The sequence below is a fragment of the Streptomyces sp. NPDC014676 genome, from assembly GCF_043084105.1.
Taxonomy (GTDB): Bacteria; Actinomycetota; Actinomycetes; order Streptomycetales; family Streptomycetaceae; genus Streptomyces.
In genome coordinates this window covers 371,490-389,973 of the sequence record NZ_JBIBZI010000002.1, presented here as the reverse complement: position 1 = coordinate 389,973, position 18,484 = coordinate 371,490, and the positions used below count along the sequence as shown (strand labels likewise).

The window sequence follows — 18,484 nt, the reverse complement described above, 5'->3', positions numbered from 1 at the left end:
GGCCCGGGATTGGGCCCTGGGGCCCTCTGACGGGCAAGGCTCCCGCCCGTACGTTGCGGATGCCGAAAGCGGCCCCGCGAAGCGGGCCGCTGTTGCGTCAGCCGGAGGGGAACACCATGAGCGACCTGATGATGAAGACCGCCGTCGCGACCAAGGTCCGGGTCAACGGCTGGAAGAACACGACGGTCGAGGCCATGCGGCGCCGCAACGCCGACAAGGGGCAGACCGCGGTCGAGTACCTGGGCATCATCGCGGTGGTCGTGCTGATCGTGCTCGCGATCACCGGCACCAACATCGGCCAGACCATCCTCGGCAAGATCAACGCGCAGATCGCCAAGGTCGCTCCTTGACGCGATTCCGCCGCTACGGCGACGCAGGGCAGGCCTTCCCCATCTACATCACGGTGGTGGGAGGCCTGCTCTTTCTCGCGTTCGCGTACTTCGCGGTCGGCCAGGCCGCGGCAAACCGGAACGGTGCGCAGACCGCCGCTGACGCGGCGGCACTCGCGGCAGCTCAGGACAGGCGGGATCAGCTTGCCGGTGCGTGGCTGCGGGACCTGCTCGATCCGACCAAGTGGCAGGACGTTTTCGACGGTAACGCGGAAGGGCTCTCCCCATCGTGCTGGCGGGCGGAGGAACTCGCGGCGCGGAACGACGCCGACATCCTGAGCTGCGGTCCCGACGGATCTCTGGGCTACACGGTCGAGGTCGAGACCAACAAGTCCGTAGGGAAGTCCATCGTCCCCGGCACGGAGGCACGCAGGTCCAACGCGTCCGCCACCGCCGTGATCGAGTCCCGCTGCGGGTTCGAGCTTCCGGCCGAGGATGCCGGAGACGATGTGTTGCCCGCCCTCGACTGCGGTGGAACGACGTGGGACCTGGACCCGAAGGGCCCCGCCGAACTCCTTCCCAAGCCCGAGGACCTGTTCGAAGTCCACCTGGCCGACTGACAAGTGACGACGAGTGGTGAAGGAAGCGGAAAGATGAGTATTCGGATCACTGCCAAGGCTCGCAGGGGGATGGTCGCGTTGACCGCTGTGGCCGGCCTGGCTCTCGGAATGGCGGGCTGTGGCGGCGGTGGTGGCGACGATGAGAAAACGAAGCCTTCGTCACCCGCTTCCAAGGACAGTGGATCGCAGCCGAGTGCTCAGGAGGGGCAGGCGGAGACTCCCCTGGCCGAGCTCAAAGGTACGGACGGACTGCTCCTCCAGGTCACCTCTGCTGTACGGGATTCCGGCGGCTTCGTCACCGTGAGCGGCAACCTCAAGAACGACGGCGCGGAATCAGTGGCCGTCCCCCCTCAGATGAGCGGTGACGAGACCGAAGTCGTCAGCCACGGTCCGTCGCTCGGCGGTGCCACCCTCGTGGACTCGAAGGGAAAGAAACGCTATTACGTGTTGCGAGACACGGACGGCCGACCGCTGACGACGACGGGTCTCACCACCCTCAACGCAGGGCAGGCCCTTCCTGTCTTCATGCAGTTCCCCGCACCGCCGGCCGACACGGCAGACGTGACCTTGCAGGTGCCGACGTTCTCCAGCGGCACGATCAAGATCTCCGGGTGAGGCCGGCCATGACCCGTACCCCGACCCGCCTGGCGCAGCCCCGCCTCGCCCTGGTCCTCTCGGCCGCCACGGTCATGGTCACCGTCAACCTGTACGGCGCGGCGCCGGCCCGCGCGGACGACGGCCCCAGCGTTCCACCGGGAACCGAGGCGTCCGCGTCCGCACCCGTGGAACTCGACCCCAATGACCCGGACCTCAAGCTCCCGGAGGGCGCCACCCTCACCGAGCCCAAGGTCCTCGACATCAAGCAGATCGTGGAGGACAAGAGCGGTGACGAGCGCCGCGAGGACACCAACTCCGACGTGACGTTCGCGCTTCAGGCCGAGGTGCTGTTCGGCAAGGACAGCGCGAAGCTCGGCGCGGAGGCGAAGGCCCGTATCGTCACGATCGCGGGTGAGATCAAGACACAGAACGCGACGAAGGTCCGCGTCTTCGGCTTCACCGACAACCTGGGCTCGTCCGCGCACGGCGACGTCCTGTCCCGCCGACGCGCCAACGCCGTGCAGGCCGTCCTGGGCCAGGAGTTGAGCGACGCGGACATCACCTACGAGGTGCGCGGTTACGGCGAGCAGTACCCGATCGCCGACAACTCCACGGAGGCCGGCCGCAAGAAGAACCGCAGGGTCGAGATCACGTTCCCGCGCACGGGGAGCTGAACCGGAACCGCAGGCACACCAGTGGCGTGTCCTCGTCTACCGGAGTGCCGATGTCTTCCCGGAAGCGCCTGTGTCCGGTCCGCCACTCGTCCAGCGATCGGCCGCCCCCTCCTTCGGCGGTGGCGTGTTCCCACGTGACACCGCCGGAGGAAGTCAGCTCGACGCCGGTGATCGCGGTCGTGGCGACGCGGTCTTCGCCGTTCCCGGGCAGCGCCAGGCGCTCGACCCCGAACTCCAGGCCCCCGTCTCCTCGACGTACTCGGCCGGCAGCCCGGTGGTGGCGGTTTTCCTCCCGGCCGGGACGGGAGCGGTGAGCCGCTCCCGCATCCCACCGACGGTGCCGAGCTCCAGCGCCCGCATGCCGTTCACCCGTGGCCACACGATTCCGCTTCCCCTCCGGCGCCCGTCTCCGCACCGATCGTCCCGAGGCTCCCGGAGCAGGTGATCGGTCTTGCCCGCTCTGATCTCCAGGACGAGGGTGCGTGGAACCTCTCCGCTGCCGGTGAAGGGGTGTTCTTCTGCCCGGTGACGGCGGTGTGGGCGTTGCCGCCGAAGGCAGCGCCGCATCGTCCGTTCAGTCCGGGCGGGAACGGTCTCGGTGAGGGCCTGCGCCGGTGACCGGGGCTTCGGCGACGCGCGGGAACCGGGCGGGGGACCCGCATGGGGGCGGTCCTGCCCAGGGAGGGCGTGCGGGCGTGCCCGGAGGCGGCGGCGTCCTAAAGGTCCACTTCCACCCGGGCCCCGACCCGCAGCCCCCACCCCTCCATCGCCCCGGCCTCGGCTTCGAGCACATGCCGTGCCCGGAGCCGGGGCAGACCGAGCCGCCCCGGCGGCATGGTGCGTACGGCGATGACGCGGAGCCGCCGGTCGAGGTAGGCGACGTCGATGGGTATGCGCATACGGAAGGTGTGCACGCTGTTGGCGGGCGAGAGCAGCAGGGCCCCGTCGAGGGAGTCACGCCCGAGCAGCCCTTTGGTACGGGCCCGGTAGGAGGTGGCGATCTCCAGGGGGACGCGCACCGGCACCCCCTCGCCCTCCTCTCGTACGACGGTCAACTCCCCACGCCCGTCCCGCCAACGCGCCATCCCGACCAACCCCCTCGACCACCGACCACCGATCACCGACCGACGAACCGTCCGCTCCGAACGTATCTCCGCAGGCCCCTCGACATCAGTGCCTGCGGAGTTGTGCGGCCAGGGCGGCGAGGGTCTGGGCGGTCTCGGACAGGCTCGCGACGGCGGCCTGGAGCTCCGAGGCGACGCGGGGAGCGGCGGGAAGGACGGCGGACGTGGCGGCGACCGGTGTGCCCCGGTAACCGATGGGCCCCTCGTTCCAGCGCTGGTAGCAGCCGGTGAACGCCTGCCCGGCGGGCGCTTCCGCGAACCGGACCTGGGCGAGCTGGACCTCGGACCCGCCGGAGTTGCGGGTGATGTCGAGGCGGTAGTGGCGGTAGGCCTGGGTGTTGGAGCGGAGGTGGAACTCGCGGGTCTGGAACCGCTCGGTGAACTTCTCACCGCCGCGCGTGTCCAGCGGTGTCCACGTCCGGCCGTCGTGGGAGCCGAGGAGGGTCCAGTCGCGGGGGTCGCGTTCGTCGAAGTCGTTCGCCGACGTCAGGGAGTACGAGGCGACGGCGGTGGGGCGGGCGAGGGTGAAGTCGAGGTGGGCGGTCTCCTCGAACGTCAGCCACTTGCTGCGCCGCTCCTCGAGGAGGTTGTCGGCTCCCTCGCCCCCTTCGTCGAACTCGCCGCTCGCCTCGACGTCGGTCACCTCGACCTCGGCGGCGGCGGTGTGCAGCACGGCCACCCCGGAGTTGCCCCGCTGGTCGCGCCAGGTGAACCGCTCGACGGGCGCCCCGCCGTCGTCGACCAGCAGCCGCAGTTCGTGGGAGGCGTGCCAGCGACCGCCCCATCCCTCCTCCGTGCGGAAGCGGTGCAAGGGGGACGCCGAGAGGTTCTGGGTGTCGTCCGAGAACGGCCGGCGGTCGGTGAGCCGCCCCCGGTACTCGTACGCCGTACCGTCCGCGGCGCGGTACACGCCGTGGAAGTCGGACATGCTGGACTGGAAACTGATGGCGGCCTCGGCGCCGTCCTCGCCGCGCCAGCCGAGCTGGGCGGGCAGGGAGTGCTCGTCCCGGTCGATGTGGAAGAGCAGTCGCGGGGCCGCCTGCCAGGAGGCGGAGGAGGAGTGGGCGGGGCGGAGCTCCGTACGGTAGGCGAAGACCGAGTCCCGGGCGGCCTCGGCGACCCGCGCGCGCTCGGAGCGGCCACGCTCCCAGACGGGGTCCAGGGTGATCCGGTAGAGCCAGAGCATGCTGCCGGACTTGGCCGAGGAGCGTATCTCCAGGGTGTTGGTGCCGGGCTTCAGCAGACGCCCCGGCACGGCGAAAACGTTGTCCTGCGGAAGGTCGCCGCCACCGGGCACGGTGAGGTCCTCGGCCACCACCTCACCCTGGACCAGTACGTCCATCGGCGCGTACCCGAGGTCGGAGCCGAGCTTGGAGACGAGGGCCGTGACGGTGAGCGTCACCTGGGGGACGTCCTCCGGGTCCTCCACCTCGAAGTCCAGCGTCACGCTCCCGCCCGCGCTCAACGCCACGTGCGACCCGGCGAACCGGGCCCGCTGATACCTGACATCGGCGTTGGCCAGCCGAGCCGGATCGACGGAAAAGTCGGCGTAGGTGACGTCAAATCCCATGATGCACACCATTCCTGATGGTAAGTCAGCAAGATCAGCGGCCCGTGTGGCAGCGACTGTGTCAGGGACCCTAGTGGCCGGGTATGACAGCCCCGGCGGCGCGGTCGGCCGGGAGCGTGGGGCGCGGCACGAGCCCCGCCGGCCACCCCCTCTCCAGAAATGCGTGAGCGGGAGACGGGCAAGTGTCACTCCACCGCTCATATGAGCGCCATCGGGACATCAACGGCTGAAGTGCTCACGCAATTCGGAAAGACCCAGGTGCACGGACGACGGGGGCGCCCCAGGCCTGTCACGGGCCCTCGGCCGGACACCGCTTTGGGCCCACGGGCCCATGCCCCGACCACCCGCCTCTCCCTACCCTCGGGGCCTGCCGTGAACCAAACACGGTTGCGAACCGGGGGACTCGAGGAGGGGCGGTATGGCCTCGAACGGGGGAGGAGCGGAGCCGGGGGTGGGGCGGGGCGCGCCCGGGTACGGGGGAGGGCGGCGGGACATGCCCCGGCCCCTCTCCCAGGCCCTGCTGCTCGTGCACGCGCTGTTCGCGCTCACGGTGCTCGGGGGCCTGGGGCTGCTCCTCACAGCGGCATCGTTCGACGCGGTGGACGGCACACTGCTCGCCCATGTGGCGTACGCCGCCGCTCCCGGAGTCCTCGGCTGGTGGCTGGCCTGCCGCACCCGGCGGGGCGGAACCGGCATCTGGGCCGGACTGATCGTCGTACAGGCATGGCTGGTCCTCGGCTCCCTGTCCCACCTCGCCGACGGATCGGCCCGCGGCCTCACCCAGCTCCTCCTCCCCCTCCTGATCCTCTCCCTCCTGACCCGCCCCGAGAGCCGCGACTGGTACCGCCTCGCGGAACAGGACCGGCGTGAGCACCGCCCCTTCTCCCTGCCCCGGATGATCCGGTGGCGCCGGGACGACGGCCAGACGGCGGTGGAGTACGCGGGCCTGGTCGCGGTCGTCGCGGCGATCATCACCGCGCTGGTCGTCAGCGGCCTGGGCACCCAGATCCTCACCGGCATCCAGACCCAGGTCTGCCACATCACCGGCACAGCCTGTCCGGCCCCCGGCGGGACCGACGACCACCAGACCACGGCGGAGGACGACAGCGAGGACACCGACGACCCCGGCGGCACGGGGGATTCCGGTGGTGTCGGGGACTCCGGTGGCATCGACGACCCCGGCGGCATCGGGGACTCCGGTGGTACCAGGGATCCCGGTGGCACGGGGAACTCCGGTGGCACGGGGAACTCCGGCGGCACTGGGGACTCCGGCGGCGACTCGGACGGCACGAGCCCCGGCCCCCGGGACTCCGACGACACGCCTGCCGAGCCGGAGGGCGACCCCTCCGTCGCGGACCCGGTGGCAGCCGAGGACGAGATCGACGAGCCACCGTACGAGGACCCGACCACCGAGGCCGAGGCCAGGGACGAAGAGGACGGCGACGGCGACGACGAGGGCTGCTTCTCCGGCTTCGGCGCCTTCTTCGGCTGCGCCGGCGACCAGCTCGGCCAAGTGGGCGGAGGCCTCTTCGTCGACGGCGTCTGGGGCGACCTCACCGGCATCTGGGACGTCGTCACCAGCCCCGTCGACACCTGGAACGGCCTGATGGACTACGGCGGTTCCCTCGGCGACGAATGGTGGGACAACACCGCCGACGCCCGCGAGATGTGGGACGACGGCGACTACCTCGGCGCGATCCTGGACTGGGGCGGCGCCTCGCTCGGCACCGGCGGCACGGTCCTGTTCGACTCGTTCATCGGCGGCGACGTCGTGGACCAGTGGAACAGCGGCAACGAGACCCGGGCCGTCACCACCGTCATCTGGAACATCGGCTCCCTCTTCATCCCCGGCTACGGCGAGGTGAAGACAGCCGAGAAGGTCGGCTCGCTCGGCCGGCTCAGCCGGGTCGTCGACGACGCCACCGAGGCCGCCCAGGACGCACGGCGCGCGGCCGAGGCCGGTGACCTCGACGCGCTGGAGGACGCCGCCCGACGCGCCGACGAGGCGGCGGACGAAGCCGAGGACACGGCCCGCCGCACCGGCTGCACCCTCTCCGCACCGCCCCGCAGAACCCCGTACGGCGAGGCCCCGCACGGCGGACCCGGCGCCGGCACCACCGTGCTCGCGGTGGCGGGCAGCCCGTACGTCCTCCTGGCGGAAGGCGGCTGCGACGAGGAAGCCCGCGAACAGGCCGAGGAGGCCCGCGCGGCCGAACGCCAGGCCTACCTGGAACGCAAACGCGCCGAAGAACCGGAACGCGCCCGGCAGGCCCTGGAGAGCAGGAAGCAGTGGCCGGACCCCGAGCGCAACGCCACCAGCGACCCGCGCAACTACAACCCGCCGGACTGGGCCGACGACCTCGACAGCCGCACGTACGGCGACGCCGACAACGGCGACGGCTTCTGGGCGAGCCGAGACCGCAACCCCCAGCCCACCTGGCGCAACGAGTCCTGGCTGCGCTACCAGGAACAGATCACCGGCACGCAGCGCGGCTACGAGTACGTCGTCCCGCACACCGATCCCGACGTACCGGACGTCGAGTTCGACGGCTGGGACTCCTCCCGCCAGACCTACCTGGAGGCCAAGAACGGCTACGACAGCTTCCTGGGCGCCGACCGCACGGAACTCACCCCGTCGGGCCGGGAACGGCTGCTGACCGAGGCCCGCAGGCAGGTCGCGGCGGCGCGGGGCAAGGACATCGAGTGGCACTTCTCCAACGAGGAGGTCGCCGACGCGGCCCGCGACGCCTTCGAGGACGCGGGCCTGGACATCGAGGTCGTCCACACGACGCCCGGACCGGTCGCGGGCGACCGCCGCCCCGAGGCCTTCGACTGACGGGGCGGCGGACCACGTACGACCTAGGGTGTGAAGCGGACACGGGAAGAGAGGGAACGGGACATGCGACGCGTGGTGCGGGGCTTCTGGGGCCCCCGGCAGGAGTCGGCGGAGGAACTCGCCGCACGGTGGAGCACGATGCTGGACCGGTTCGCCCGACTGCTGCCACAGGTGACGGGAACATGGCGCACCGCCCCCGCCTCCGGACCGGCCGAGGTACTCCAGCCGGACGAGCCGTCCCTGCTCGCCGCCCTGCGTACGGCCCGGACGACGGACGACTGGTCGGCGGCGAACGGCACCTCACTCCGACTGCTCGCCGAGAACACCACCCCCGGCTGGAAGGTGGAGATCGCCGCACTCGCGGGCGGAACCCCGGAGTACCTGCTCCAGTCACTGGTGGCCACGATCGTGTCCCCCGACGAGGCGCCGGACCTCCCCGACGTCGAACTCCTCGCGGCGGTGGCGGAGTCATGGGTTCCGGACTACGGGGACGTGAGCGACCGGGCGGTGACGTCCGCGCTGAAGAAGGAAGCGGGCTTCAGGATCGGGACGCCGTCGGTCGGCTGGGCGGCCTACCTGTCCGCCGGCCGCGCAGCCCGCGCACCCCTCACGTCACTCCCCGACAGCAGGACACTCCCCACCGGTGGCGTACTCCTGACCATCGCGCCCCCCGGAGACACGGCGACCGTGGTCAAGGCGTACCGGGCGCTCAGGGAATCAGGCGCACTGGACCCCCTGCCCCACCCCATGACCAGGCCGGCACTATGACGCCCCACGCAGACGCCCCCTTCGACCTGCCCTCCGCCGTGTCAGCCATCGAGACCGCCCTGTCCTCTCCCCTCCCGGCCTCCGGCCCCACCACCGACGAGGGCGAACCGCTGACCGGCGAATGGACATCGACACACGGCGAAGGCTTCCTGCTCCTCCCCCTCTGGCAGAGCGAAACCCTCACGGGTGTGTACGGCCGCGAATGGAACGAGGCGGAGGCGAGGGCGGAGTCGCACCTGGCCGCACTGACTTCACACCTGGACGCCCACTGGGGCCCCCACCGCACGCTGAGCATGCGAGCCCCCCTGCTCCGACGCGGCTCCGACGAACAATTCCCCGAACCCTTCCACACCCTCTCCGCCAAGGACTGCTACGGCGACCTGACGCTCTGGGGCCCGCTGCCACCCACCCTCCCGTCCCCCCGCTGGGCCGCCCTCTCCCTCAACCAGTCCGACGGCGACGCCCCGTTGATCCTCACGGTCCTGATCACCGACCACCCGCTCACGGAACCGCAGAACCCCGCAAGTTGACCCCGTTCACTCTGGTGCCTCGACTTACGCACCGGATAGCTTTGACTTCGCTGAAGCCAAGCCTCGCCCCATTGGGAGCCGACTGTGACCCGCCGCCCCACCCTGCTCGCAGCGCTCGCGCTGACCGCCACCGCGGCCCTGACGCTGTCCGCATGCGGAAGCGACGACGACAGCCCGACAAAGGACAACGACAAGATCGCGGGCGCGGACACGGGCGGTGAGAAGTCGCCCTCCCCGAGCGCATCGACTTCCGCTTCGACGGACCGCCCGAAGATCGAGCTGCCGTCCGACCTCTCCTACACCTTCGACTGGCCGAAGACGGGAGACAAGGAGAAGGATGCGGTCCTGGCGGACGGGGAGCAGTCCATCAAGGCCGTTGACCTGGCGATTGTCAACCAGGACGCACTGGACAAGGCGTACCTCTACTACTACGAGGGCGAGGCGGCGGCCCAGACGGAACAGTTCATCCAGAACTATGTGGATCACAAGGCTGGCCTTACGGGGTCCTACCGCTTCTACGCTCCTGAAGTGGCCGTTGGTAAAGACGGTTCTGCGTCCCTCAGTTACTGCGAGGACCAAGGCAAGGCGTATGTGAAATACCTGGAGAGCAACAAGATCAAGAAGACTGAGGTCACCGCCGAGAGTTACGTGATTTATCACACGTCGCTGAAGAAAAACAGCGACGGCGTATGGGTGATCCAGAAGATCGTCTCGCAGAGTGGGAGCGCCAAGTGTCAGCCATAACACGTTCTTGCTGGAGGCTCACCACTCTCGGCTTGATCGTTTCCCTTTTGGGCCTGCCTGGTATTTCCCATGCAGATGACAAGTTGGGCGGCGAAACCCTAGGTGGAGAACAGAGCGCCAAGACGAGCGACGACGGAACCGTCTCCGTCACCGTCGGCGGCGTCGTCTTCGATCGTTCGAAGAACGGCAGTGGCGGCTCCGCAGGCGCGCTGACGTCGTCCACCTCGTGGAGCCCACCCCCCTGCTGGTACGCCCCCAAGTACACCCCGGAGCAACTGCAGAAGTACCTGGAACCGATCTGGGAAGCCGGCTCGACGGGGTATGAGTGGGACGCCAAGCAGCGGGAGAAGTACAACGCCGACGACGAGAAGAAGGGCTTCAACAAGGACAAGTCCGGCGAAGGTTATTGGTGGGGTTCGTACGTGGACAAGAGCTACCCGCCGGGCTGGGACTCCTGCGACGAGGACTATTTCTGGGTGGACACGGGCGATGCGCCGCCCGCGAACATTGAGAACGCCATCACCCCTGAAATTCTCGCCGAACTCGCCTACGCGGAGATCCGCGTCCCCGGCACCGAGGTGACGCTGGCTCCCGCGGAGACGACGAAAGTGAACCTTCCGACGTGGGCGTGGCTGGACGGTGCGGAGTTCAAGCCGGTCTCGGTCACGGCGTCCGTCCCGGCGATCGGTCTCCAGGCGACGGCCACAGCGGAGCCGGTCTCGCTGGAGATCAAGCCGGGAACCCCGGACGCGGAGATATATCCGGCCTCGGGTGTCTGCGAGATCAACGGCGGCCGTATCGGTGAGCCGTACGCAAAGGGCAAGGCGGACGAGACACCCCCGTGCGGCGTGAAGTACCTGCGCTCCTCGGGCGACGACACGTTCCCGCTCCAGGCGACGGTCACATGGGAGATCCACTGGACCGGCACCGGCGGCGCGGGCGGCGACCTCCCCGACGGCGAGTTCGGAGCGACGCAGGACGTCGAAGTCCAGGAAATCCAGGCCATCAACCGCTGACCCCAAGCTTCGCCCTACCGGGAGCCGACTGCGACCCGCCGCCCCACCCTGCTCGCAACACTCGTGCTGACCACCATCACGGCCCTGACACTGTCCGCCTGCGGAAGCGGCGACGACAGCGCCGCCAAGGACGGCGACAAGGCGCCGGTGCCACCGGGCCCCGTACCGTGCGGCCCGCCGAGGCCGGGGCCGACCCGGTGATTCCGCAGCCGGCCGGCGATGAACCGGACCCGGAGGGCTTCGTGCGGTTCGTGGCGGAGGAGGTACGGCCGTTGGTGCCGTGAAGCCGGAGGACAGGTGATGGTTCCTCTGTGCATGATCGGAGCATGACGGACAAGGCGGCCCGCCGTACCTTCGACGACCTGATCGCGGAAGGAGCCTCCGTGCCCACCGAGGGGTGGGACTTCTCCTGGTTCGAGGGGCGGGCCAGCGAGGCCCGGCCCTCATGGGGGTATGCCAAGGCGATGGCCGGCCGGCTGGGCGGGGCCGGCGCCGCGCTCGACATCCAGACCGGGGGAGGGGAGGTCCTGGACTTCGCCCTCGCCAACGCCCCCCGGCGCCCCCGGCTCGCCGTCGCCACCGAGGGCTGGCCGCCCAACCTGGCCAAAGCCACCGCCCTGCTCCGGCCGCGCGGTGTCGCCGTCGTCGCCTCGCCCGAGGACGCGCCGCTGCCCTTCGCGGACGGGACCTTCGACCTCGTCGTCAGCCGGCATCCCGTCGAGGCCCGCTGGGAGGAGATCGCACGGGTGCTCGAGCCCGGTGGCGTCTACTTCGCCCAGCACGTCGGGCCCGGCAGCGTCCACGAGCTCGTCGAGTACTTCCTCGGGGCGCAGCCGGACGAGGGGCGCGAGGCGCGGCATCCGGACCGCGAGCGGCGCGCGGCCGAGGCCGCCGGGCTGGAGATCGTCGAGCTGCGGGCCGAACGGCTGCGCGTGGAGTTCTACGACATCGCCGCCGTCGTTCACTTCCTGCGGAAAGTGATCTGGATGGTCCCCGGCTTCACCGTCGAGGCGTATCTGCCGCGGCTGCGCGCCCTGCACGAGCGGATCGAGCGCGAGGGGGCCTTCGTGGCCCACAGCACCCGGCATCTCTTCCACGCCCGCAAGGGCGGAGCCGGCCGCGCCCCGCGTCCGTGAGTTTCCTCATCGTTATGGGGTGCGGCTGGTCCGCGGAGCAGAGGATCACATAGGTTCGGACCAAGGTGATTCGCGTCGGCAAAGCCGCGCGGGGCGTCGGTACCGCGCGGCGGAGGGGGCTGCGCGGTGCCCGGTCCGGTCCCCTCGGGTCAATGCCGGTGTCCGCGCCCGGGTCACCCGTCGGAGGGACGGCCGAAAGTGTGGTCATCCGGTCGGCGGGTGGTGCCGCATCCGGCACAGAACCCCCTCATCGCTCGATTTTCGCTCGATTCCGCCGGCTTTCGGCCACCTCGGGGCCCGGAACGGCCCCCTCCGGGGTCGTCCGTGCGTCGCCGGACGGTTTCGGAGAGTAGTTGTGGCGCGCCGATGTACGCGGCATCCCTTACGAAGGGTTATGGTGGAAACCCCCCCTCGGGCCGGTCCGTCTCCCCCCCACGGACCGGCCCGTTTTTTCTTGGCCCCAGGGTGCGCGGGGGTGCGCGGGACGAGCGCCCGACGGGACGGCGGTCCGGGAGGCCGTCCGGGACGGCGGGCGAACGCGACCACCCGGACTTCCCCCTCGGACTTTGGGGGCCTCCGCCCGGCAGGGGTACGCTTCGCCTTCGGGGACCGCCATACGGACAGGGGTCGCCCGCGGCCGAGACCGGGCCGCTTGCCGCGCCACGCGGTGGGGAGCGCCGCGCCTGTCCGATCCGTACGGAGGGGCTGACGATCACGTGAACCTGCGCGACAAGCTGCGGGGCCTGCTGGTCAGGCTGTACGCACGCCGGGTGGAAGGTCACCTGGACACCGCTCAGGTGCCCAAGCACATCGGCGTCATCATGGACGGCAACCGCCGCTGGGCGAAGGCCGCGGGTTCCAGCACCGTCCACGGCCACCGGGCCGGCGCGGACAAGATCGGGGAGTTCCTCGGCTGGTGCAGCGAGACGGACGTCGAGGTCGTCACCCTCTGGCTGCTGTCGACGGACAACTTCGAGCGGCCGAAGGAGGAGCTCGTCCCGCTCCTCGGCATCGTCGAGGACGTGGTGCGCACCCTCGCCGCCGACGGACGCTGGCGGGTCCATCACGTCGGCACGCGTGACCTGCTGCCCTCCGGACTGCAGACCACCCTGAAGGAGGCCGAGCAGGCCACCGCGGACATCGACGGGATAGTGGTCAACGTCGCCATCGGGTACGGCGGCCGCCAGGAGATCGCCGACGCGGTGCGGTCCATGCTGCTGGACGCCCACGAACAGGGCACGTCGATGGACGAGCTCGCCGAGGCCGTCGACATCGACATGATCGGGCGTCACCTCTACACCCGCGCCCAGCCCGACCCGGACCTCGTCATCCGCACCAGCGGTGAGCAGCGGCTGTCCGGATTCATGCTCTGGCAGACCGCGCACTCGGAGTACTACTTCTGCGACGTGTTCTGGCCGGCCTTCCGCAAGGTCGACTTCCTGCGCGCCATGCGCGACTACGCCGCCCGCCACCGGCGCTACGGCGGCTGAACACCCCGCGCATCCTCCGCGGGTCACACGGAGTTCACCGGCGCGCCGTCATATGCCATGGCATGGCGGCGCTCGTTCGAGGGCATAGACCAGACAGGTCGACACCCGAACCACGGGTGTCGGATCTCAGCGGGCGGCGCAGAAGCCGTCCGCCCGGGAGGCCCTTTGCACCAGCCCGACCGTGCGGTCACGGCACGGAAGAAGCGGCGGAGGGCCGGTTTCCGGCCCGCTGTGCATGCGGGCCGTCGACCGGTCCAGTCCCGCCTCGTCGCTCCCCGACCTCATCCGAGGGGGTACGTTCTTCCGTGGTGACCAGCGCAAAGCGCCACAAGCCCGACCGGCGCACCTATGTTCTCGACACCAGTGTCCTGCTGGCCGATCCAGGCGCCCTGACCCGCTTCGACGAGCACGAGGTCGTGCTCCCCGTCGTCGTGGTGACGGAGCTGGAGGCCAAGCGGAACCACCCCGAACTCGGCTATTTCGCCCGGCAGGCGCTGCGCCTGCTGGACGACTACCGGGTGCGGTACGGCCGTCTCGACGCCCCCATCCCGACCGGGGACCTCGGCGGAACGCTGCGGGTCGAGCTCAACCACTCGGACCCCGGCGTGCTGCCCAGCGGCTACCGCCTGGGGGACAACGACTCCCGCATCCTCGCGGTCGCCCGCAATCTGCAGGCCGAGGGGTTCGACGTCACCGTGGTGTCGAAGGACCTCCCGCTCAGGATCAAGGCGTCCTCCGTGGGACTCCTCGCCGAGGAGTACCGCGCGGAGCTCGCCATCACGGACTCCTCCGGCTGGACCGGAATGTCCGAACTGACCCTGCCCGGCGAGCAGGTGGACGTCCTCTTCGAGGAGGGGCACGTGTACGTGCCCGAAGTCGCCGGCCTGCCCGTGCACACCGGGCTGACGATCCAGTCGGAGCGCGGCAAGGCGCTCGGGCGGGTCACGGCCGAGGGCAACGTCCGTCTGGTGCGCGGCGACCGGGAGGCGTTCGGCGTCAAGGGCCGCAGCGCCGAGCAGCGCATCGCGCTCGACCTGCTGCTCGACCCGGACGTCGGGATCGTGTCCCTGGGCGGCCGGGCCGGCACCGGCAAGTCGGCGCTGGCCCTGTGCGCGGGTCTTGAGGCGGTGCTGGAGCGCCGTCAGCACCAGAAGGTGATGGTCTTCCGTCCGCTGTACGCGGTGGGCGGGCAGGAACTCGGCTATCTGCCGGGTTCCGAGGCGGAGAAGATGAGCCCCTGGGCGCAGGCGGTGTTCGACACGCTGTCGGCGGTCACCAGCCGGGAGGTCATCGAGGAGGTCACCGCGCGCGGCATGCTGGAGGTCCTGCCGCTCACCCACATCCGGGGCCGTTCGCTGCACGACGCGTTCGTGATCGTGGACGAGGCCCAGTCGCTGGAGCGGAACGTCCTGCTGACCGTTCTGTCCCGGATCGGGGCCAATTCGCGGGTCGTTCTGACCCATGATGTCGCCCAGCGGGACAATCTGCGGGTCGGCCGGTACGACGGTGTGGTCGCCGTCGTCGAGAAGCTGAAGGGGCATCCGCTGTTCGCGCACGTCACCCTGACGCGGTCCGAGAGGTCCCAGATCGCCGCGCTCGTGACCGAAATGCTCGAAGACGGGCAGATCTGACCCGCGGTATCCAACACGGGCCGGTTACCGATCGGTTGGCGCCGTCCGGAAGGCGTAGAGCCTAGCCGGGCGGCGTCGGCGCGTGTGCGGCTTTCCGGGATTCCCTGGAGGCAAACGGGGTGTGAGCTTTCACACGCAACAGAGAATTGCCTTGCGGCGTCGGGTTGCGGCAGAGTCTCACTCCTGTCAGGCCCCGCATACGACACATCTGTACCCCTGGGGGTACCCCCACACTTTCGTGGTGGGGGAGGTACGGCACCACAGCAGGACACAGTTCCAACTCCATAGCGTCGTCGTATGCCGCCCGAGCACCACAGGGCGCTCCCTCGCGGGAGTCGCCCACCGGGCCCGAGCCTTCCGTGACCCGTAGTTGGGGAGGCCAGTGCCAGGGGCACGATTGCGTCCGCGAGGGTCACCGAAGCGGGCGATGCTGGAAGGAAACCGTGTGAGCCGGATCTCGGTCCGGGGATTCGCAGTGGCCTCGGCCACGGCGGTCACCGCTGTCGGAAGTGTCGTCGGCGTTGCCTCGGGCAGCACCGCGCAGAACAACGACGCCGAAGCGACGGCAAGCGGCACCACGCTGCTCGCGGACATCCCCGCGGGCCAGCAGGCCCAGGTGCAGACCGCGTCCCTGACGCAGCAGGCCGAAACGATGGCCATCGCGGCGGACGCGAGCGCCAAGAAGGACGCCGAGGAGGCCGCCCGCAAGGCCGCCGCCGAGACCGCGGTCGCGAAGAAGAAGGAAGCGGCCGAGAAGGCGGAGCAGGCGAAGCAGGAGGCCGAGGAGCGCGCGGAACTCAAGGCCGCCGCCAGCCGTTCCGCGACCCGCGACGCGTCCAGCTTCCCGGTCCAGTCCTCCTACACGATCGCCGAAGTGCAGGCGATGGCCCGGCAGATCGTCCCGGCGGACCAGTTCCAGTGCTTCAGCACCATCGTGGACCACGAGTCCAGCTGGAACTACAGGGCCGACAACCCCACCTCCGACGCCTACGGTCTGATGCAGGCGCTCCCGGGTTCCAAGATGTCCTCCGCCGGAGCCGACTGGGCGACGAACCCGGCCACCCAGATCAAGTGGGGTCTCGGCTACATGAACGAACGCTACGGCAGCCCGTGCGCGGCCTGGACGTTCTGGCAGGCCAACCACTACTACTAGGCCGACCGGGAGCCCGCCGCCCCCGGCCCCGCTCAACCACGGCACAGCCCCACACCGTCCTACGGTGCGGGGCTTTCGCCATGTACGGTCTGACCGACGACTCCAGGGGGAGTGGTGGGGAGAAACGGGGGAAGAGGACGGATCATGTCGCGAGTGCCAGGATGGCTCGGCCGGGTCGGAGCCGGGCTGACCGAGGTCAGCAAGCGGTTGGAGGAGCGCCGTGCCGAGGTGGAGCGGGACCGTCCGTCGGACGCCGACCCCGGACCCGGTCGGGTGAAGCCCCCGCCCTCCGCCCCCGAGCCGCCGCCCGGGTACACGGCCGCCGTCGTCCCGGCCCGCCCCGACCCGGCACAGGCCGTGCCCTGGGGGGTACGGGTCGCGGCCGAGGCCGGCTGGCGGCTGCTGGTACTGGCCGGCACGGTCTGGGTGCTCATGCGGATCATCAGCGCCGTACAGCTCGTGGTGCTGGCGTTCGTGGCCTCGCTGCTGATCACCGCGCTGCTGCAGCCGACGGTGGCGCGGCTGAAGCGGCTGGGCGTGCCGCGCGGGCCGGCCACCGCGCTGACGGCGCTGTTCGGGTTCGTCGTGATCGGCCTCATCGGCTGGTTCGTGACCTGGCAGGTCATGGAGAACATCGACCACCTCTCCGACCAGATCCAGGACGGCATCGACGAGCTGCGCAACTGGCTGCTGAACAGCCCCTTCCACGTCACCGACAAGCAGATCAACGAGATCGCCAAGAACCTGCGGGAGGCGGTCGGCGCCAACACCGAGCAGATCACCTCGGCGGGCCTGGAGGGTGTGACCGTCGTGGTCGAGGCGCTCACCGGCATCCTGCTGGCGGTCTTCTCGACGCTGTTCCTGCTCTACGACGGCAAGCGGATCTGGCAGTGGTCGCTGAAGCTCGTTCCGGCCGCGGCCCGTCCGGGTGTCGCCGGGGCGGGTCCCGCGGCGTGGCGGACGCTGACGGCGTATGTGCGCGGCACGGTGATAGTGGCTCTGATCGACGCGATCTTCATCGGCCTCGGCATCTACTTCCTCGATGTGCCGATGGCGGTGCCGCTCGCCGTGTTCATCTTCCTGTTCTCGTTCATCCCGCTCGTGGGTGCGGTGGTGTCGGGAGCGCTCGCGGTGGTCGTCGGGCTCGTCACGCAGGGCGTGTTCACGGGTGTCATGGTGCTGGTGGTGGTGCTGGCGGTGCAGCAGATCGAGGGGCACATCCTCCAGCCGTTCATCCTGGGGCGCGCGGTCCGGGTCCATCCGCTCGCGGTGGTGCTGGCGGTCGCCTCGGGCGGGATGGTGGCCGGTATCGGGGGAGCGGTGGTGGCTGTGCCGCTGGTCGCGGTCACCAATACCGTCGTCGGCTACCTGCGCGCGTACACGCACGAGACGGCCGTGGCCCAGGCTCCCCGGCCGCGGGGGGCGACGGCGATGTCCGAGCCGGACGCCCCGCCGCCGGCGGTGTCGGAGGCCCGGCCTCCGGCACCGGACACGGAGAAGCGGCCGGGGGACGCCGACGAGGAGTAGGTGCGGGCAGCGCCGTGCACCCGCCGTGGCTACGGGCAGTCGTGCCTCCCCCAGTGCCTCAAGGGCCTGGGAGGTGCCCCCGGGGCGGCACGGGTGGGCGGTGTTGGTGCGGCACCTGGCGAGCCGAGTGCGCGGGGTGTACGGGTCGGGCCCGCCCACCGGGTGGGGTGGGCGGGCCCGAGGGGTGGGGCGGGGGCGGAGTCACTCCGCGAGGGCCGCCTCCGCGTCCAGCGTCGCGGCGACCGCCTGGATCACCGCGGCGATCTTGAACGCCTCCTGGACGGTCTCGCGCTCCACGCCGGCCTTGCGCAGCACCTGCTCGTGGGAGTCGAGGCACATGCCGCAGCCGTTGACCGCGGAGACCGCGAAGGACCAGAACTCGAAGTCGACCTTGTCGACGCCCGGGTTGCCGATGACGTTCATCCGCAGGCCGGCACGCAGGTTGCCGTACTCGTGGTCCGACAGCAGATGACGGGTGCGGTAGAAGACGTTGTTCATCGCCATCACCGCGGCGGCGGCCTTCGCGGCCGTGTACGCCTCCGGCGACAGGTTCGCCTTCGCCTCCGGCTCCAGCTCGCGCAGCACGATGGCCGAGCGCGAGGCGATCGCCGTCGACAGCACCGTGCCCCAGAGCTGCTGGGCCGGCAGGTCGGAGTTGCCGATGACCGAGCCCAGGTTGAGCTTCAGGTCCTTGGCGTAGTCCGGTATGCGGGACTTCAGGGAGTCGAGGGACATGTCA

The 18,484-nt window shown here is 70.2% G+C and carries 19 protein-coding genes and 1 pseudogene; 15 read left to right on the top strand and 5 right to left on the bottom strand.

Going from position 1 to position 18,484, the window contains the following annotated elements; genetic code table 11:
• Positions 1–116: 116 nt before the first annotated feature.
• The 4 genes from ACF1DX_RS06205 to ACF1DX_RS06190 are packed head-to-tail and all read left to right on the top strand — an operon-like array spanning position 117 to position 2,220.
• Positions 117–350: a hypothetical protein gene (locus ACF1DX_RS06205; RefSeq protein WP_391790044.1), complete on the top strand. Its 234-nt coding sequence runs from the start codon at positions 117–119 to the stop codon at positions 348–350.
• Positions 347–949: a pilus assembly protein TadG-related protein gene (locus ACF1DX_RS06200; protein ID WP_391790043.1), complete on the top strand. Its 603-nt coding sequence runs from the start codon at positions 347–349 to the stop codon at positions 947–949. Before ACF1DX_RS06205 ends, ACF1DX_RS06200 begins: the two co-directional genes overlap by 4 nt.
• 33 nt (positions 950–982) lie before the next feature.
• The gene (locus ACF1DX_RS06195) at positions 983–1,564 is read left to right on the top strand and encodes a hypothetical protein (RefSeq protein WP_391790042.1); all 582 of its coding nucleotides are present in this window, start codon (positions 983–985) and stop codon (positions 1,562–1,564) included.
• 8 nt (positions 1,565–1,572) lie between these two features.
• Positions 1,573–2,220 (top strand): OmpA family protein, encoded by a 648-nt coding sequence (locus tag ACF1DX_RS06190; RefSeq protein ID WP_391790041.1) that lies wholly within the window; start codon positions 1,573–1,575, stop codon positions 2,218–2,220.
• On the opposite strand, the gene ACF1DX_RS06185 is transcribed toward ACF1DX_RS06190, so the two are convergent.
• The 4 genes from ACF1DX_RS06185 to ACF1DX_RS06170 all read right to left on the bottom strand — a co-directional run bounded on the left by ACF1DX_RS06185 (position 2,195) and on the right by ACF1DX_RS06170 (position 4,914).
• A complete protein-coding gene (locus tag ACF1DX_RS06185; RefSeq protein WP_391790460.1) occupies positions 2,195–2,377 on the bottom strand; it encodes a hypothetical protein in 183 nt (60 codons plus the stop codon). The genes ACF1DX_RS06190 and ACF1DX_RS06185 overlap by 26 nt on opposite strands.
• The gene (locus tag ACF1DX_RS06180; RefSeq protein WP_391790484.1) at positions 2,374–2,580 is read right to left on the bottom strand and encodes a hypothetical protein; all 207 of its coding nucleotides are present in this window, start codon (positions 2,578–2,580) and stop codon (positions 2,374–2,376) included. Before ACF1DX_RS06180 ends, ACF1DX_RS06185 begins: the two co-directional genes overlap by 4 nt.
• A gap of 356 nt (positions 2,581–2,936) precedes the next feature.
• Complete coding sequence (locus ACF1DX_RS06175; protein ID WP_391790040.1) at positions 2,937–3,305, bottom strand: DUF192 domain-containing protein; 369 nt, start codon at positions 3,303–3,305, stop codon at positions 2,937–2,939.
• 85 nt (positions 3,306–3,390) lie between these two features.
• Entirely contained in the window at positions 3,391–4,914 is a 1,524-nt protein-coding gene (locus ACF1DX_RS06170; protein ID WP_391790039.1) for an alpha-1,2-mannosidase, read from the bottom strand.
• A gap of 493 nt (positions 4,915–5,407) precedes the next feature.
• Here ACF1DX_RS06170 and ACF1DX_RS06165 point away from each other — a divergent pair, with 493 nt between their 5' ends.
• From ACF1DX_RS06165 to ACF1DX_RS06115, 11 genes and pseudogenes are all read left to right on the top strand, one after another.
• The gene (locus ACF1DX_RS06165) at positions 5,408–7,750 is read left to right on the top strand and encodes a Tox-REase-5 domain-containing protein (RefSeq protein WP_391790038.1); all 2,343 of its coding nucleotides are present in this window, start codon (positions 5,408–5,410) and stop codon (positions 7,748–7,750) included.
• Between the two features lie 63 nt (positions 7,751–7,813).
• Positions 7,814–8,518, top strand: a complete 705-nt coding sequence (locus ACF1DX_RS06160; RefSeq protein ID WP_391790037.1) for an Imm52 family immunity protein — start codon at positions 7,814–7,816, stop codon at positions 8,516–8,518.
• Positions 8,515–9,048 (top strand): hypothetical protein, encoded by a 534-nt coding sequence (locus tag ACF1DX_RS06155; RefSeq protein WP_391790036.1) that lies wholly within the window; start codon positions 8,515–8,517, stop codon positions 9,046–9,048. The genes ACF1DX_RS06160 and ACF1DX_RS06155 overlap by 4 nt, the downstream gene beginning before the upstream one ends.
• 84 nt (positions 9,049–9,132) lie before the next feature.
• Positions 9,133–9,792 carry a hypothetical protein gene (locus tag ACF1DX_RS06150; RefSeq protein ID WP_391790035.1) on the top strand — a complete coding sequence of 220 codons (660 nt, stop codon included), beginning with the start codon at positions 9,133–9,135 and terminating at the stop codon, positions 9,790–9,792.
• On the top strand, positions 9,738–10,808 hold the full coding sequence (locus tag ACF1DX_RS06145; protein ID WP_391790034.1) for a hypothetical protein: 1,071 nt from the start codon (positions 9,738–9,740) through the stop codon (positions 10,806–10,808). The genes ACF1DX_RS06150 and ACF1DX_RS06145 overlap by 55 nt, the downstream gene beginning before the upstream one ends.
• 167 nt (positions 10,809–10,975) lie before the next feature.
• Positions 10,976–11,092, top strand: a pseudogene (locus ACF1DX_RS06140) (LLM class flavin-dependent oxidoreductase); the annotation flags it as partial.
• 42 nt (positions 11,093–11,134) lie between these two features.
• The gene (locus ACF1DX_RS06135; protein WP_391790033.1) at positions 11,135–11,944 is read left to right on the top strand and encodes a class I SAM-dependent methyltransferase; all 810 of its coding nucleotides are present in this window, start codon (positions 11,135–11,137) and stop codon (positions 11,942–11,944) included.
• A 716-nt stretch (positions 11,945–12,660) separates the two neighbouring features.
• Positions 12,661–13,434, top strand: a complete 774-nt coding sequence (locus ACF1DX_RS06130; RefSeq protein ID WP_391790032.1) for an isoprenyl transferase — start codon at positions 12,661–12,663, stop codon at positions 13,432–13,434.
• Between the two features lie 305 nt (positions 13,435–13,739).
• Positions 13,740–15,065, top strand: coding sequence for a PhoH family protein (locus tag ACF1DX_RS06125; protein WP_391790031.1), 1,326 nt, complete (start codon positions 13,740–13,742; stop codon positions 15,063–15,065).
• A gap of 445 nt (positions 15,066–15,510) precedes the next feature.
• Positions 15,511–16,218 carry a transglycosylase SLT domain-containing protein gene (locus ACF1DX_RS06120; protein ID WP_391790030.1) on the top strand — a complete coding sequence of 236 codons (708 nt, stop codon included), beginning with the start codon at positions 15,511–15,513 and terminating at the stop codon, positions 16,216–16,218.
• Between the two features lie 144 nt (positions 16,219–16,362).
• Positions 16,363–17,745: an AI-2E family transporter gene (locus tag ACF1DX_RS06115; RefSeq protein ID WP_391790029.1), complete on the top strand. Its 1,383-nt coding sequence runs from the start codon at positions 16,363–16,365 to the stop codon at positions 17,743–17,745.
• A 201-nt stretch (positions 17,746–17,946) separates the two neighbouring features.
• Here ACF1DX_RS06115 and ACF1DX_RS06110 read toward each other — a convergent pair whose 3' ends face one another.
• Entirely contained in the window at positions 17,947–18,480 is a 534-nt protein-coding gene (locus ACF1DX_RS06110; protein ID WP_391790028.1) for an alkyl hydroperoxide reductase, read from the bottom strand.
• Positions 18,481–18,484: the final 4 nt, after the last annotated feature.